We start from the raw sequence: 16,459 nt of genomic DNA on the forward strand, positions 1-16,459 counted from the left end.
AGCTGATCACAATCGCCACCCATCACCATCAAAGGGAAAGCCAAATTTGATTAGGGAGTTGCCAGAAATTGACCGGGAGATAATTCGGCATTAACTAAAGACTTGATCGGGATTAATTTGACGGCACAAGCTTTTAATTCCGGTTGCAGGGAAATCGGACAAGCGGCCGGATGGGTGAGACTATTAGCCTCAGCATTTTCTGCCCATAAAGCCCCCCAGTGCATCGGCACAAAGACACAATTAGGAGCAATTGCTTTGGTAATTAAAGCGGGAAAACGGGCAAAACCGCGACGAGAACGCACCTCCACCCATTCCCCAGCTTCTATGTGCAATTTTGCCGCATCTTGGGGATGAATTTCTATAAAAGGTGCGGGGTGCATTTTGACAATTTTCTCGATGCGGCCGGTGCGGGTTTGGGTGTGCCAGTGACCGTACAAACGCCCTACGGTCAACACTAGGGGATATTCCTCGTCCGGGGGTTCCGCTAAACCTTTACTGTGGTAGGCGGCGAAAACAGCACGACCATCGGCAGTATTAAATTTACCATCGGTATAAAGGCGTTTTGCGGCTGTTTTTTCGCTTTTATTTTCATCTTTAACTAAATTCCCCAGTAATTCCCCGGAATTAGCGGTTTTAGGGGCGGAAATTTCATCGATGGAATCGGGCCACGGTCGGGGAGTCTCGGCCAGGCGATCATAATTAATCGCCGTCATATCACAAGGACGTTTATATGTCAAGCCAATAAACTCGGAATGTACCTCGGCCGAATCCTGAAAATTAAATTGTGCCTGAAACCCCAAACGGCGACCAACTTCCGCGAAAATTTGCCAATCGGCCTGAGCTTGACCGACGGGAGAGCGAAAAGCTTTATTTAACGTCACCACGCGCTCAGAATTGGTCATTGTTCCCGTTTTTTCGCCCCATTGGGCTGCTGGCAGTAATAAATGGGCGTAGGCGCTGGTTTCCGTGGGATAGTAGGCATCCTGATAGATAGTAAAAGGTGATTTTAACAGGGCGGCCTTGGTGCGTTCTAGATCAGGCATACTAACGGCCGGATTAGTGGCGGCAATCCAGAGAAGTTTGACATCTCCCGTCTCCAAACCGGTAATCATACTCCAAGCATCGCGACCGGGGACGGGAGAAATCTGACCGGCGGGTAAACCCCAAGCTTGTTCCACTTCGGCCCGGTGTTGGGGATTTTTGACGGAACGATAACCGGGCAGAAGATGGCAGAGGCCGCCGGCTTCCCTTCCTCCCATGGCGTTGGGTTGTCCCGTTAGGGAAAAAGGACCGGCCCCCGGTTTACCGATATTAGCCGTCATTAAGTGTAAATTGATTAAAGTGCGGGCTTTGGCCGTGCCTTCGCTGGATTGATTGATACCCATCGACCAAAGGGAAAGGACTCTTTTCGATTCGGCCCAGTAGCGGGCAGCCTTTTCTAAATCCTCGATGGGGATACCGCATTTAGGGGCGACGATTTCCGGGGGATAATGGCGGATAATTTCGGCGTATTTGTGGAAATCTCGGGTACATTTATCGATAAAATAGGTATCGATCGCACCCCAATTCAGTAACAGGTGAGCAATACCGTTAAATAGGTCAATATCGGTCCCCGGGTTAATGGCGAGGTGGAGATTAGCGGCCTCGGCGGTTTTGGTGCTGCGGGGATCAACGACGATTAATTTCGCTTGTTGGTTGCCTTTGAGATACTTGTGCAGACGGTTAAAGATGATGGGGTGACATTCGGCCGTATTTGTCCCCACCAAAAAGGCACAATCGGTTAATTCTAGGTCATCGTAACAGCAGGGGGGACCGTCAGACCCGAAACTGTCCAGATAAGCGGCCACGGCCGAAGACATACAGAGACGGGAATTAGCATCAAAGTTATTGACTCCCAGACAGCCCTTGACCAGTTTTTGGGCGATGTAGTAATCTTCGGTGTGAAATTGTCCCGAACCGTATAGACAGATACTTTCCTTTTCCCCCTGAGCGATTAGAGTTTGCATCTGGTTAACGATGCGATCGAGGGCTTCTTCCCAAGTACAAAGACGAAATTGCTCTTGGAGAGAATCGCGGATCATCGGGGTTTTGAGGCGATTTTTATCGATCGATTCCGCTACGGTAGCCCCTTTAACACAGACCATACCTTGACTGGAGGGGTGGGACTTGTCCCCGAAGACTTTCCATGCTTGTCTGGCCGACGCGGGGGGGGTGACTGTCAAACCACAACCTACTCCACAGTAAGGACATTGGGTTTTTGTAGATTCAGTCATAAGCAGTTGGTCTGATTAGTGGCGCTGTCTTTAGGCATACTTAAGATAGTCGGCAGATTTTCTCGGCGAAATTGTAGTTATTAATACAATTTATTAGATGCCTTGGCCAAATTGCCATTTTTATGATGCAAATCGCGCATTAAACCTGTCTAGATAGGGTTTGCTGATGGGTGTGGGGTGTGGGGTTTTATGTTGCCTGTTGCCTGTTGCCTGATCTCAACAAGCAATTTCAATACTTAACAGCTTAAAAAGCATACACTTGTTCTCGTGTTGAAAAAGAATCGGGATAGGATAATAGTAGTCTCTAGGGTGGGGAAAAAGTTTTCAGCCAGTCATGACCTACGAACCTCTACATCATAAGTATCGTCCCCAAACCTTTGCCGATTTGGTGGGACAATCAGCGATCGCCACGACCTTGAGTAATGCCTTAATCAGTGAGCGAATCGCCCCTGCATACCTATTTACTGGACCCAGAGGCACGGGGAAAACCTCCTCGGCGCGAATTTTAGCCAAATCCCTCAACTGTCTGTCTAGTGACCATCCTACGCCGATTCCCTGCGGTAAGTGTTCCGTCTGTCAAGCGATCGCCAATGGCTCCGCTTTAGACGTGATCGAAATTGATGCCGCTAGTAATACCGGTGTAGATAACATTCGGGAAATTATCGAGCGATCGCAATTTGCCCCCGTCCAATGTCGTTATAAAGTCTATGTCATCGATGAGTGCCTGACTGGGGATAGCCTTGTTTTCACCGAAACGGGATTAATCCCCATTAATCATCCTGAGATTCTCGGAAAACGAGTTCTCAGTTACAACGAGAGCAGCGGAGAGTGGGAATATAAAAAAGTCCTGCGATGGCTAAACCGAGGCGTAAAAGCAACTTTAACCATTCAAACCAGAAATCGGACGATTAATTGCACTGGTAATCATTTGATTAGAACAGAAAAAGCATGGATACAAGCAAAAAATCTCAAAATCGGCGCTCAGATCCTATCCCCTGTGAATGTGGCTGCGGGCAACTCATCTCTAAGTATGGAAGGGATGGACATAACCGACGTTTCGTTTCAGGGCATCAAAACTACGGCAATAGTAACGGAACAAGAGTCTATGACTTGGCCTCTATTTTGCAACAGGCTGAATCCATCAAGCCCTTTTGTCAGTGTGGCTGTGGGGAAAAACTGGAAATTCCCTTGTTTCTCCAACAAAAAGGCAGAGGGATCAAAAGTATTGAATCCTATTGGCAAAGACATCCTTACAAACAAGGACACGGTTTATGGGAAAAGCGAACCAAAAAATTACTGTTCCATCGAGAATCTTTGTCCTCAAACAGCCTCGGACTTATATACGGGACTTTACTCGGAGATGGAACTATCGATTACCCCAACCAAAACAGTCGATGGCCGAGAATACGCTGGAATCATGGCAGTAAACAACAAGAATGGCTTGAATACAAAGCCAGTCGTCTTCCAGAGTTACAAATTCAGTCACAAATCGTTGCCAACGGTGGATATGGAGAACTTTCAATCTATGCCCGCAGCGTTTGTCATCCCAGCCTTGGAGAAGTTTTCCAGATGGTCAGACCTCAAGGAGAACGAAAATTTGTTTCCCTCAATTGGCTGGAAAACATCACGCCCGAAGGACTGGCTTGGTGGTATATGGATGACGGATCACTCAGTATCACCCCTCACGGAAGCCGTTTTATCCAATTACACACGGAAGGATATTCCCCCCCCGAAAATCAACTTATTGCCGATTGGCTCACTCAAAGAGGTTACGCTACAAAAAGCCTATCCTATACTCGACACAGTACGGGGAAGATCTATCATTACCTCAAAATGGGAGCATCGGCCACAGCCCGATGGATTGCCGATTTACAACCCTATGCAATCCCCTCAATGGCTGACAAATTTCGAGGAAGTGATAGGGATTCAAGAAGGTGACACAGAAAGCGTCTATGACCTAGAAGTGGAGGACAATCATAATTTTGTTGCCAATGGGTTATTAGTTCATAACTGCCATATGCTCAGTACGGCGGCCTTTAATGCTTTGCTGAAAACTCTGGAAGAACCGCCGGATCGAGTGATTTTTGTGCTTGCTACCACCGATCCTCAGCGTGTCTTGCCTACCATCATCTCCCGTTGTCAACGCTTTGATTATCGCCGTATTCCTCTCGATGCGATGGTGGCACACCTGCAAAAAATCGCCCAAATAGAAGCGATCGATATTAACCTAGAAGCATTAACCCTGGTGGCTCAGATCGCTAACGGTGGTTTACGCGATGCGGAAAGTCTTCTTGATCAATTAAGTTTACTCGCAGGAACGATTACGGCCGAGCGAGTCTGGGATTTGGTCGGTGCAGTCCCCGAAAGAGACCTCTTAACCCTACTTAAAGTCATTCATGGCAATATTCCCGATCAAGTTATCGAACAATGTCGCCATCTGATGAATCGCGGTAAGGAACCTTTAATCGTCTTGCAAAATCTAGCGGGGTTCTATTTAAACCTACTTTTAGCCAAAACCGCCCCTAATCGTCCAGAAATGGTGGCTGTCACTGCTCCCACTTGGCAGGAATTATGTACGGAAGCGCGTACTTGGTCTTTAGAGGAAATTCTCCGCGGTCAACAACTTCTTAAAGACAGCGAAACGCAACTAAAAAACACCACTCAACCCCGTCTCTGGTTAGAAGTCACTCTCTTAGGACTGTTACCGCAAGCACAGGTGATTCCTCTAGTTGCCACGGTAGCGCCTTCCCGTCCCCAAACCAGCGTCGAGAGGCCCCCGGAAGTGATCACAGCGCCGGCACCGGTGAATGAACCGATCAAACCGGCGGTTATCACCCCGACAACTAGCGTCGCAGTGCCGAAAACTGAGGTTAAAACTGTTGCCAGTGATGACAATCATGAACAAATTTGGCAGCGGGTTTTAGAAGTAATGGAACCCCCCACTACTCGCACTCTCTTGCGTCAGCACGGCAGTCTTTTTAGTATGGAAGAATCGAGCGCTTATTTAAGTATATCTTCGGAACAATTATTAAAAATGGCCCGGCTACGCTTGACTAATATTGAGTCAGCTTTCGAGGCTGTTTTTCAGCGCCGGATTAAAGTTCATTTACAGGTAGGTTCCGCCACTGCTGCCATGGCTGCGGAAGTTTCCCCATCCCCAGCGGCCAGGATACAACCACCACCAGAAACCGCACCAACCCCACCAATAACTCCCGAAAATAAAGTTATGACCGCGGTGGATATTCCCCCAGTCAAAGAAGCAATTATCGAGAAAAAAGAAGCAAAGATCACAGCATCGGGAAACCCAAAAACTCTTAGCACAGAACTGCCCCAAAAAATCTTAAATTTTGATTCATCTTTAGAGACATTAGATCAAGATGTAGATGTTAGTGAAATTTTGGCGGCCGCTCAAAAGTTAGCGAAATCTTTTGATGGTGAAGTGGTCAATATGGGTTATTCACTGCCAGAAAATTCGGACGCAGAAACTAAAGTTAATAAGTCTCTGGAAAATATGACTATCGTGCGCGGGAGACCTGATGTTAACGAAATTTTAGAGAATTTGGAGGAGGACGAAGACCTGCCTTTTTAAAGCTATCCCAACGGCTTGTGCTAAACTAATAGGATATGCCACGTCTCAGGATTGGCTATTCTTGCTCAAATTCTAGCTACTAGACCTATGACACCCGAAACTAAGGCCAGAATCGATCAATTAGTCCAGAATAATAAAGTTCTTGTGTTCATGAAGGGCAATAAATTAATGCCTCAGTGTGGTTTCTCGAATAACGTCATACAAATTCTCAATATTCTGGGGGTTTCCTACGAAACTGTCGATATTCTCCAAGATCAGGAGTTAAGACAAGGAGTTAAGGAGTATTCCAATTGGCCGACTATTCCCCAAGTCTATATCAACGGTCAGTTTATTGGTGGTTCCGACATTATGATCGAACTCTATCAAAATGGGGAACTACAACAAATAGTCGAGGTAGCCTTAGCTTCCTAAAAATTTTCTAGGTTAGGTTAGCTATCCTAACCTAGTTTAAAGTTGCCCAACTAGCAATCTTGGCAGAGGTGATGATTGTGACAATTCGAGAAACTGCAATTTCTAAGCTAGATCAACTCCCTGAAGTCCTTGTTCAGGAAGTAAGCGACTTTATTGATCTTCTCGATCATAAATATCGAGTCAAAACCTTTGACACTCAGCCTGATGGAAAACTGATAGAAAGATGGTTACAATGGTTTGAAGCCGTAGATGGCTTAACTGTCAATTCACCGGAACCAATAAACGACTACCAGCAACTGCTGCTCGAAAAATATCGGCAACAAGGACTAGAGCTATGATCCTGTGTGATGCAGGAGTGCTGCTTTGTTTGGTTGATCGCACCCAACCCCAACATAAAGCCTACAGAAATACAGTAATGCGTTTAGCAAAGCCTCTCGTCACAACTTGGTCATGCCTGACCGAAGCCATGTACCTGGCGCTGCATCGGGGTGGTTGGCAAATGCAAAAACAACTGGGACAACTTCTTTTAGATAAACTGCTGGTGGTTTACAATATTCAGGAAAGTGATTTCAGTCGCCTGTTGGGGTTGATGGAGCAATACCGCGATCGACCGATGGACTTGGCAGATGCAACCCTAGTTTTAGTAGCTGAAAAGACTGGGTATCGGCAAATTCTCACCCTCGATGCGGATTTCCTGTTTTATCGGATTCAAAACCAAGGAAGCTTTGATATTATTCAAGGGTAGTCATGGAAAATCTGCTTTCAACGGCCTATAACTCCACCGATAGAAAATGTTCCCCTTTAAAACTGTCCCTTGAATTCCTCTCTATCTTTTGCTATGAGGAAACTTTGTTGGGGGATACCGATGTGAATTCCCTTCTCCTCAAAAGCAATTTTTAGACGACGACGATACTCTCTTTCTATGTCCCATTGTCGTAATCTTTTGACGACAATTCTGAGCATAATTTCCATCCCCGTGTGAGAAACCCGACTAACACCAGCAACCTGCACGGGATTGATGATATCTTCTTGCCATTGTGGATCTACAGCCATATTTTCAGCGATGGCTGCCATTAAAGCGATCGCCAAATCTGGCTCGGTGTCATAGGCGACTTCAATGGTAAAATTGACCCGCGCCCAATCTTTACTGAGGTTGTGTGCGCTAATAATTTGGTTATGGGCAATAGTGATTAAACGTCCATCGGCAGCCCGCAATTGAGTCGCTCGCAAACTCATATTTTCCACCAAACCGATAAACTCCTGAAACTGGATCATATCACCGACAGTGTATTGGTCTTCAAAGATAATTAGAAAACCGTTAATCCAATCTTTTAAAAGATCCTGAAAGGCAAAGGTGAGCAATGCTCCCACTAAACCGGCTCCCGTGAGTAAAAAGGCGAAAGAAAGGCCCATCCAACTCAAAAAAACCAAAATTCCCAGAAAAATAGCGATAAATGTGATAATTTGTCGCCAAACTTCTAATAAAGTGGGAGCGCGCAGAATCCTCCTTTCCAAATTTTCGGAAAAAACCGCTCCTTCCTCTACCCACTCCCGTAGCCGAGAATTAACGTAGAGATTAATCATATTGCTCACTGATGTCAGCAGCAACCAGATAATAAAAATCCGTAAAGGAATACGAATTATTCCGCGTCCTTCTAGCCTAGTTTCAGGAAATACATACAAAATCGCCGCTATTCCGCCAAACCAAAGCAGTATCAGTCCAATAAGGGCCAGTCTTTTCCAGAGAATATTTAGCGTCAGTTGTCGCTGAATATCAGCCTGTTGACGGAAATTAGAGGAATCTTCTAGAGCGGCTAAAATCGGTTCTTGGGAGCGATCTTTTCTGGGGGGGGAATTTATAGGTAAATTTTGATCGGATTGCCTTTTAGCTTGTTTTTTGAGGAGATTGAAGCGATTTCTTAGGTGTTTCTGCCACCAAATTGATACCCAGCTTAAGAAAGTTAGCCCCAAAATAATTATAGTGGCAGTCATTACCTGTTGCCGACGAGGGGCGGGCTGACGTTCTTGCCAAGCTTGGAGCAAAGCTGTTTGGATGATTTTAACCCATCTGTCCGCTAAATCGCCAACAGAAGAAGAATCGATCAGGGCATCAACTTCTGTCACTGTCAGAATTACCTGTTGCGGTAAATTCTGGTTATCCTTGGCCACAATCACGGTTAAATTATTGAGAGTCGCCGTACTTACTTGCAGGGTTGTCGGATCGAAACCCCGATTGATAATATTATTTAAACCTCTTTCAATGCGCCTAGCCCGTCTTTCTACCGGGGAGAGTTCCCGGGCCTCAGAAGCGGTAAAATCTTGGGAGGCAATCTCAAATAAGGCAAATCCATCTAGATGCACGGAAGCATATTCTATATCCCCGGCTACAAAAATCCTTGTCCCCGTGGGAGATGCAAATGGAACTAGAAAATTTTGGCCTAGGGATGGCAGGGAATTAAGAACAAATATACTAACCAAGAGGCAACCCGCCAATCCTTGAATGACCAGATTGAAAATTTTTCTCCGTTGCCGTCGTCCCATTGCCTAAGTTTCCTTTTTGATTAACAATGATCTTTACCCGCTTTCTCAGCTTATAGCAGTTATCTTAATGGTGAGATAGGAAGTTTTCGTTTTGGGGAGTCGGTCGTCTCTCTCCCTTCTCCCCTCTCCCCAACCCCAACCCCTCACTGATAACTGATAACTGATTACTGATAACTGAAATCCCCAACACCTTACTTAACTTCTCATGTCCAATATTTCCCCACAGTGGCGCGAGGAAATTACCTCTTTACCCCCTTGGTTACGGCGTTCGCTCGGCAAATCTAGCGAAATTTCCACGGTTCAGCGCATTATCAAACAAAGGAACATTCATACTATCTGCGAGGAGGGTCGCTGTCCCAATCGCGGCGAATGTTATGCCCAAGGTACGGCGACTTTTTTGTTGATGGGTCCCACCTGTACCCGGTCCTGTGCTTTTTGTCAAGTAGATAAGGGTCATGCACCCATGCCTCTCGATGTGGAGGAACCGCAAAAAGTGGCAGAAGCGGTGCAATTGTTAAATTTAAGTTACGTTGTCTTGACTTCTGTAGCCAGAGATGATATGGAAGACGGCGGAGCCAGTTGGTTCGTGCGGACGATGACAGCCATTCGCGAACTCAATCCCCACACTTTAATTGAAGTGTTAACCCCGGATTTTGCCGGAGGCAAGGGAAGTCAACAGGAACGGGTGGCGACGGTGGTAGGGGCAAAACCTGCCTGTTACAATCACAATATCGAGACGGTGCGCCGTTTGCAAGGACCGGTTAGACGCGGGGCTAAATACGATCGCTCTTTGGCGGTTTTGCGTTATGTTAAGGAAATCGATCGGTCAATTCCGACGAAATCTGGCTTAATGGTCGGTCACGGTGAGACAAAAGAGGAAATTATCGAGACTTTGGCAGATTTACGGGCGATCAACTGCGATCGAGTTACTATTGGTCAATATATGCGTCCTTCTCTGGAACATTTGCTCGTACAGAAATATTGGACTCCCGCAGAATTTAGCGAGTTGGGAGAAATTGCCCAAAAAATGGGTTTTTCCCAGGTTAGATCCGGCCCCCTAGTCCGCAGTTCCTATCATGCGGGAGATTAAATCAGTTATCAGTTATCAGTTATCAGTTATCAGTGATCAGATGTAAGTTTTAAGTTAATTAGTTAGTTATCTTTATCTTTATCTTTATACCTGTTTACTGATCAATGATTACTGTTTACTAATACTAAATCCGTTGAGTATAGGCTACTTAAGTAGGTGGGTGGAATTAAATATAAAATGAACGTAGGTTGGGTTGAAGCATGAAACCCAACGCCCGCATGGGTTACGCTACCGCTAACCCATCCTACAAATAATTGTGCCTACCTACGCAAAAGAAGGAATAGATAATCAGTCTTTAGTAACTGGATTTAGTATAATTCCCATTTCATAATTCATAATTCATAATTCATAATTCCCTGATCAAGATGAATTTAGAAGCAATCATCCTAGAGGAAATTAAACAATCAGCAGCGGGTCGAATTAGCTTCGAGCGCTGGATGGATTTAGCTCTCTATCACCCTGATTATGGCTATTACACCTCTGGAAAAGTAGAAATTGGCTCAAAAGGAGATTTTTTTACTTCCTCGTCCCTAGGGGCAGATTTTGGCCAATTGTTGGCAGAGCAATTTGTCGAGATGGCGGAATTTTTAGGTAATTCGCCTGGATTTACTTTAGTGGAAGTGGGAGCAGGTTCGGGGATTTTAGCGAAGGATATCCTTGATTATTTAAGTCATAGCTATGCTGATTTTTATCAAAATCTCAGTTATATAATTATCGAACAATCTCAGAAACTCAGGGAAAGACAACGGGCAACTTTAGCGGGATATTCCCCGGTATCTTGGCAAAGTTGGCCGGATTTAGCCGATAATTCCCTTGTGGGTTGTGTGTTTAGTAATGAGTTAATCGATGCTTTTCCTGTCCATCGAGTTGTGATCGAGTCGGGAGAATTACGAGAAATTTATCTGGGATTGGGGGAACCTTTTCAGGAGATTATCGCAGATTTATCTACTGACAGAATCAAAGATTATTTTGATTTAGTGGGGATAAATATTCCTTCACCACTTTATCGGGAGGGTTATCAAACTGAGGTAAACTTATTAGCTTTAGACTGGTTAGAAACGGTTAATCGGAAACTCGATCGAGGTTATATCTTAACCATAGATTACGGTTACACTGCCGAAAAATATTATCATCCCCAAAGAAATCAAGGAACCCTACAATGTTATCGACAACATCAGCGTCATGATCATCCTTATTTGTGGGTGGGAGAACAAGATATTACCACTCATGTGGATTTTACCGCTTTACAACGTCAAGGGGAGAAATTAGGCTTAAAAAATCTCGGTTTTACTCAGCAAGGATTATTTTTAATGGCTTTGGGATTAGGGGATAAATTAAAGGAACTTTCTCAAGGAAAAATCGATATATTAACTATATTTCAGCGTCGAGATGCCTTACATCAATTAATCAATCCCACCGGTTTAGGAGGATTTGGAGTGTTAATTCAGGGGAAAGGAGTAGAGGAAAGAATACTTAAGGGATTAAGTAGGGTTTGCTGAAAAAGCTTTTCCTAGGGGCAGGGTGTGGGGTGTGGGGTGTGGGGTGTGGGGTTTTACGGATTTTGAGGTAGTCAGTTACCTAATTTTCAGGGAAAAAGTACCTGAATTTTCCCCCCGATCACTCCAAAGGTCGGCACTTTTTGAGGGAAAACAAGTCTAAAAGTCTTATCCAACAAGGTTTTTAGATTTATTCAGCAAGCCCTAAGTAGATAACTAAAAAAAAAGGGCTGAATGCTGTTAACTTTCAGCCCCAAGAAATAATTAAGCTCCTACGGATTCTTTAGCCGCATACATTACCTCTAAAGTTATTTCACCAATACCTCGCTCCCGGGCGAATTTTTCGGTATTTCGTTTGACTTTCCCCCGCACAAAACCGGGTATTTTCTGTAATTCTGTCGTAGCTTCCTTATTCCAATTTAGGTCAGAATCTGCCGAGATACCTTTAGTAATTACCTCTTTTGTATCATGACCACCGAATATCTCTAATAGGTGATCTTCCATACCCAAAGTAAAGGAATTATAGACCAAATCGGCGATCTGATTAGTGCCTTCGTAACCTAAGAAAGGTTTATAACCGAGGGGGAAATTTTGGATATGAATAGGTGCGGCAATTACTCCACAGGGAATATCTAAACGTTTGCCCACATGACGTTCCATTTGAGTACCAAATATCGCCGCCGGTTCCAACCGAGCAATAGCATCTCCTATCGCCCCATTATCATCGCTAATTAACACTTCATCGCAATATTCACTCACTTGTTCCCGGAACCAATCCGCGTCATACTTGCAATAAGTACCCGCTAAAACCACATGGATTCCCATCTCTCTGGCGAGAATTTTTGTCATAGCGGCTGCGTGGGTATTATCACCAAAAACCACCGCTTTTTTGCCCGTTAAATTCTGACAGTCAATGGAACGAGAAAACCAAGCAGCTTGGGAGATATGCAGAGTTTGTTCATTGATAAAATCTTCGTAATCTACTGCTGCACCTTGGGCATTAATTACCTCTTGGATTTTGCGAATACAGCGCGCTGTTTCCACTACTCCCATGGGGGTAATATCAACGTAAGGCATAGCGAATTCGCTTTCGAGATATTTGGCTGTCATTAATCCCACTTCTCGATAGGGAACCAGATTAAACCAAGCGCGGGGCAGATTTTTTAAGTTGTCCACCGAGGCAGCTTCGGGAATAATTTCATTAACTTCAATGTCCAAATCTGCCATTAACCGCTTTAATTCCGTGCGATCATGTTGGTTATGGAAACCGAGGGTGGTAATACCGATAATATTAACCGAAGGTTTAGGGGTTTTCTGCGAGATAATTTCCCCCTTTCTCTGGGCCTTATCGAGATAATATTTGATAATTTGATAGAGAGTTTTATCGGCCGCTTGTAGTTCATTATAGCGATAGTGGTTGACATCGGCCAGCAGCACATCCCCCTCGGCATCCTGTCGCGCTCTTTCGACAAAGTTTTGTAAATCCTCTTGGAGAATGCTGGAGGTACAGGTGGGAGTTAAAACGATTAAATCGGGACTTTCTTCGCGATCTTTGCGAACAATATTATCGACGACTTTTTCTTGGGAACCCCGGGCTAAAACATTACGATCGACAATACTAGCAGTCACGGGGGTGAAATTACGCTCCCTTTCCAACATCGAGCGCATGACGTTAAAATAATCGTCTCCCAGAGGAGCGTGCATGATAGCATGAACATTTTTAAAGGAACTGGCGATCCTTAACGTGCCAATATGAGCGGGACCCGCATACATCCAATAGGCCAATTTCATAGAGGGTTCTCCTACAGTCAGACTTTTTTGATTGTCTCAGACTTTACCGATTTAGGAGTGAACGCTTAACGGAAGATTACAAAAAGTCCCCATGCAGATTAAGTATCTTTTTGGGGAAAAACGACACAAATATTAATATTAACTTTTTTAACAATTTATGTCATTAGGGCCAAAATTTCTTTACCGACCGCTTGATAACAAAGCCAGCCGAAATTAGACCGGGGGTCGGGATAATCTTTGACGACGACTCCCTTTTCGGCCGCTCGTTCAAAAGCAACTAAACGGGGAATTTCTCGCTTAAATACGGGTAATTTTGCTTCTTCTAGAGCTTTCCGAGCTTCTCGTCCTGTTTTTGTCCGTGAATCCACTTGGGTTAAAAGAACTCGATAATTATCGGTCATCGTGGACAGCAATTCTACCGCTTTAATCGTGACATCGATATCGAGATGATTGGGAGTGGTGGGTAGGATTAATAAATCGCTGCCCTGAGCTAAATCTTTTAACTCGTCTGGCTCCGGCCGGGCCTGGGTATCGACGATAATATGAGTGTATTGTTTCACCAGTCCCGTCGCTCCAGCTTGGGACGCTACCATAAAAGGAAGGGTGTCTTCCCGGGACCAATGGAGAGCCGAACGATTTTTATCCGCATCGATCAATAAGGTGGGCGCTTTTTCCTGAAAATAGGCGGCCAGATGAATCGATGTGGTGGTTTTCCCGACCCCTCCCTTCAGTGCTACGACGGAAATAATCATGAACGGCTCGATGGAATAAATGGGTATTTTCTAGTGTACTCCCAGACGGACTGAAAACCGTCTAAGTTTCCCCTCAGAAAAGCTATCGGTCAGAATTGTCGATTTTTGAGCGTGGCTCTGTCGACATTATGCCATCCCGATCGATCACTTTTTCCGCTCACCACAACTACGGCAGCGTCTTCAATGTTGAACCAATTCTTAGCAATAGCGATCGCTTTCAAGATTGGGTTAACTGGTCAATTAGTCCTCTCTTTACCCGCTACTCGTTTATCCGATCGAGAAATCTCTCAACAATTACAGACTATCCCGGGTTGGCAGTTACGAGATCAACGGATTGAAAAAACTTTTAAATTTAACAATTTTATCGAAGCGATCGCTTTTGTTAATCGCTTAGTTACTCCAGCTGAATTCCTAGGTCATCATCCTGATATTACCATCAATTACAATCGCGTTACTCTTTCCCTCGCTACCCATGAAGTGGGAGGTTTAAGTAACTTAGATTTTGATTTAGCTCAACAAATTGATCGCCTGATTCCCTAGTTTTAAATCAGCTTTAAAGCACACATTTATTATCTTGGCGAATATCCCAACTACCATCAACACGGAATAAAAATAAACAGCGTTTGTCGGGTGTACCGGAAGCAACTAAAGTAATTCTGCCCAACTGTCCCCAAGAACCCCCTAAACCCCCCTTTGTATCGGCCCAACTAGCGCGATAAATTGTCCCTTGATTACCGACAGGTCCACTAACTCGGCGTAGGGTAGAATTATCAGTATCGATGCTAACACCACGAGTGATGGGAGTCCAATCGGTGACATTTTCACATTCGTCTCCTTGTACTTTTGCCACTTTAATCTGTTCGGTTTCACTGGCTGCCATGCACAAAGATAGGGGATGAAAACCTTCTCCTGTGGCTTGATAACGGGTATGTTTCCACTGTTGTGATATTTCAAAGGTGGCGATATTTAAGCGAATCCAAGCCATTAAACGATGATAAACAGAAAGGGCAAGAGTTAAGAGAATTCCTAATAAAATTAGGGTAACTAACATCTCGACTTGAGTTAAGCCAGAGCTGGATTTTTGCCGATTAAAAAGCTGTAAATTGCGAAAAGTATTGGGAGAAAGGTCGAAGATATTCATGAGCCTCATCTTGCCTTTTTATTTTCAATAAATTATGTAGTTAGCAAGGAGCAACAATTAATTTGCTCTAGGATAATCCACATAATTTCTTGCTGTTATTACGGACAAAATTGACGGCGATCACTATTTTGCTGCTACGGGCAAAAATCAGCTAAATAAAAGCAATTTTCTGATTTTTTGCTCAATTTAGTTTATTTGCCCTGTTTATATAGCAAAATGTCCCGCTAACGAATAAATCCCAATTGTCGTCTGGCCTCAAATAATCCGATGGCCACACTAACGGAAAGATTTAAACTTCTCACCCCCGGTTCCGCCATGGGAATATAAACCGTGTCATCGCACTTATTTAATAAATCTGCCGGAATACCGTCGGTTTCACTGCCAAAAAGTAGCCAATCTCCGCTTTGATAGCTGTATTCCACATAACTGCTGCTGCCGCGCACAGTAAACCCGATCGCCCTTCCGCCGCTCTTTTGTTGATAATCACAGAAGTCATTAATTGTCAAGTGGTACATAAGTTTTACATAAGGCCAATAATCTAAGCCGGCGCGCTTCAGATAGCGATCGCTAATTTCAAAACCCAAGGGACCTACTAAATGCAATTCTGTCCTCGTTGCGGCGCAAGTACGGGCAATATTCCCCGTATTTGGCGGAATTTGCGGATTGATTAAAACCACTCGTAAAATCGCTTCAGTCATCAGTTATCAGTTATCAGTTCACTGTTCACAGCAAAAAACTCCCCACCTCTCAATTGATAATTCATAATTTATAATTTATAATTCCCACTTCCCATCTCCCTTGGGTGAGGACTAACTATACTGGATTCTGCCCCACCCTAGTCAAACTTATTTTAATTTAATTGGGATAACTATCCATACTCAACGGAACTAGATCGCCATAGATCGTCAAACCTAACAACATTGTTTCATTAGCGGGGATTAATTTGCCTGTAAGAGCGCAAATCTCATTTTTTCTAGCTGTAGCGTTAAATACTGCCCTTATATCGGTGGCACAAAACTGAGGTCGATAATCTCCTGATTTTTGCTGAACGAAATTCCATAAGACATCGCGAATGAGTGCTTGATAACCTTGATTGCCGGAAATCTCTTTCAGCTTGTCTTTGAGGACTCTTTCCAGACGAATGCTGGTAACTTCCATATCGGTAGTGGTGGTGCGTGTGATTGTCCGCATAATTTTTTCTCCCGAATACTAAACCTATTGGTGTTACAAGTGTAGTATAGGGAAGATACCTTTAACAAGCACAACCGGCGAAACCATCACCTCTTTTGCTCTTTTATTGTTACCTCATGCCTATTTTTCTCATTTTTGAACTCTCGAAAATTAATTATGTAACAAGTCCACTGTTAATCCAGTG

Annotated in this window: 14 protein-coding genes; 7 read left to right on the plus strand and 7 right to left on the minus strand. The window is 44.3% G+C overall.

The window, feature by feature from the left end:
• Positions 1–50 precede the first annotated feature (50 nt).
• Positions 51–2,273, minus strand: coding sequence for a molybdopterin oxidoreductase family protein (locus EWV68_RS03190; RefSeq protein WP_287168793.1), 2,223 nt, complete (start codon positions 2,271–2,273; stop codon positions 51–53).
• Positions 2,274–2,607: 334 nt separating this feature from the next.
• On the opposite strand from EWV68_RS03190, the gene dnaX reads away from it, so the two are divergent.
• From dnaX to EWV68_RS03210, 4 genes are all read left to right on the plus strand, one after another.
• A complete protein-coding gene (gene dnaX, locus EWV68_RS03195) occupies positions 2,608–5,862 on the plus strand; it encodes a DNA polymerase III subunit gamma/tau (protein WP_287168794.1) in 3,255 nt (1,084 codons plus the stop codon).
• An 87-nt stretch (positions 5,863–5,949) separates the two neighbouring features.
• Positions 5,950–6,273 (plus strand): Grx4 family monothiol glutaredoxin, encoded by a 324-nt coding sequence (grxD, locus tag EWV68_RS03200; RefSeq protein ID WP_002761995.1) that lies wholly within the window; start codon positions 5,950–5,952, stop codon positions 6,271–6,273.
• A gap of 71 nt (positions 6,274–6,344) precedes the next feature.
• Positions 6,345–6,611 (plus strand): RNA-binding protein, encoded by a 267-nt coding sequence (locus EWV68_RS03205; RefSeq protein ID WP_002761993.1) that lies wholly within the window; start codon positions 6,345–6,347, stop codon positions 6,609–6,611.
• Positions 6,608–7,018, plus strand: a complete 411-nt coding sequence (locus EWV68_RS03210) for a type II toxin-antitoxin system VapC family toxin (RefSeq protein ID WP_061430883.1) — start codon at positions 6,608–6,610, stop codon at positions 7,016–7,018. Before EWV68_RS03205 ends, EWV68_RS03210 begins: the two co-directional genes overlap by 4 nt.
• Before the next feature lie 56 nt (positions 7,019–7,074).
• Here the strand turns inward: EWV68_RS03210 and EWV68_RS03215 are convergent, their stop codons facing one another.
• On the minus strand, positions 7,075–8,814 hold the full coding sequence (locus EWV68_RS03215; protein ID WP_287168795.1) for a mechanosensitive ion channel family protein: 1,740 nt from the start codon (positions 8,812–8,814) through the stop codon (positions 7,075–7,077).
• Positions 8,815–9,019: 205 nt separating this feature from the next.
• Between EWV68_RS03215 and lipA the strand changes: the two genes are divergently transcribed.
• Together lipA and EWV68_RS03225 are read left to right on the plus strand one after the other, a co-directional pair.
• Positions 9,020–9,904: a lipoyl synthase gene (gene lipA / locus EWV68_RS03220; RefSeq protein WP_287168797.1), complete on the plus strand. Its 885-nt coding sequence runs from the start codon at positions 9,020–9,022 to the stop codon at positions 9,902–9,904.
• Positions 9,905–10,269: 365 nt separating this feature from the next.
• Positions 10,270–11,403 carry a class I SAM-dependent methyltransferase gene (locus tag EWV68_RS03225; protein WP_061430880.1) on the plus strand — a complete coding sequence of 378 codons (1,134 nt, stop codon included), beginning with the start codon at positions 10,270–10,272 and terminating at the stop codon, positions 11,401–11,403.
• Between the two features lie 261 nt (positions 11,404–11,664).
• On the opposite strand, the gene bchB is transcribed toward EWV68_RS03225, so the two are convergent.
• Positions 11,665–13,191 (minus strand): ferredoxin:protochlorophyllide reductase (ATP-dependent) subunit B, encoded by a 1,527-nt coding sequence (gene bchB / locus EWV68_RS03230; protein WP_061430879.1) that lies wholly within the window; start codon positions 13,189–13,191, stop codon positions 11,665–11,667.
• 155 nt (positions 13,192–13,346) lie between these two features.
• Positions 13,347–13,943, minus strand: a complete 597-nt coding sequence (locus EWV68_RS03235; RefSeq protein WP_287168798.1) for a nucleotide-binding protein — start codon at positions 13,941–13,943, stop codon at positions 13,347–13,349.
• A 183-nt stretch (positions 13,944–14,126) separates the two neighbouring features.
• On the opposite strand from EWV68_RS03235, the gene EWV68_RS03240 reads away from it, so the two are divergent.
• Complete coding sequence (locus EWV68_RS03240; protein ID WP_287168799.1) at positions 14,127–14,483, plus strand: 4a-hydroxytetrahydrobiopterin dehydratase; 357 nt, start codon at positions 14,127–14,129, stop codon at positions 14,481–14,483.
• Between the two features lie 13 nt (positions 14,484–14,496).
• Here the strand turns inward: EWV68_RS03240 and EWV68_RS03245 are convergent, their stop codons facing one another.
• From EWV68_RS03245 to EWV68_RS03255, 3 genes are all read right to left on the minus strand, one after another.
• Positions 14,497–15,084, minus strand: a complete 588-nt coding sequence (locus tag EWV68_RS03245; RefSeq protein WP_287168800.1) for a prepilin-type cleavage/methylation domain-containing protein — start codon at positions 15,082–15,084, stop codon at positions 14,497–14,499.
• Between the two features lie 224 nt (positions 15,085–15,308).
• Positions 15,309–15,782: a tRNA (cytidine(34)-2'-O)-methyltransferase gene (locus tag EWV68_RS03250; protein ID WP_012267724.1), complete on the minus strand. Its 474-nt coding sequence runs from the start codon at positions 15,780–15,782 to the stop codon at positions 15,309–15,311.
• Between the two features lie 157 nt (positions 15,783–15,939).
• Positions 15,940–16,275, minus strand: coding sequence for a hypothetical protein (locus tag EWV68_RS03255; protein WP_079209262.1), 336 nt, complete (start codon positions 16,273–16,275; stop codon positions 15,940–15,942).
• Positions 16,276–16,459 lie beyond the last annotated feature (184 nt).

It is taken from the genome of Microcystis sp. M_QC_C_20170808_M9Col, from assembly GCF_007095495.1.
Taxonomy (GTDB): Bacteria; Cyanobacteriota; Cyanobacteriia; order Cyanobacteriales; family Microcystaceae; genus Microcystis; species Microcystis aeruginosa.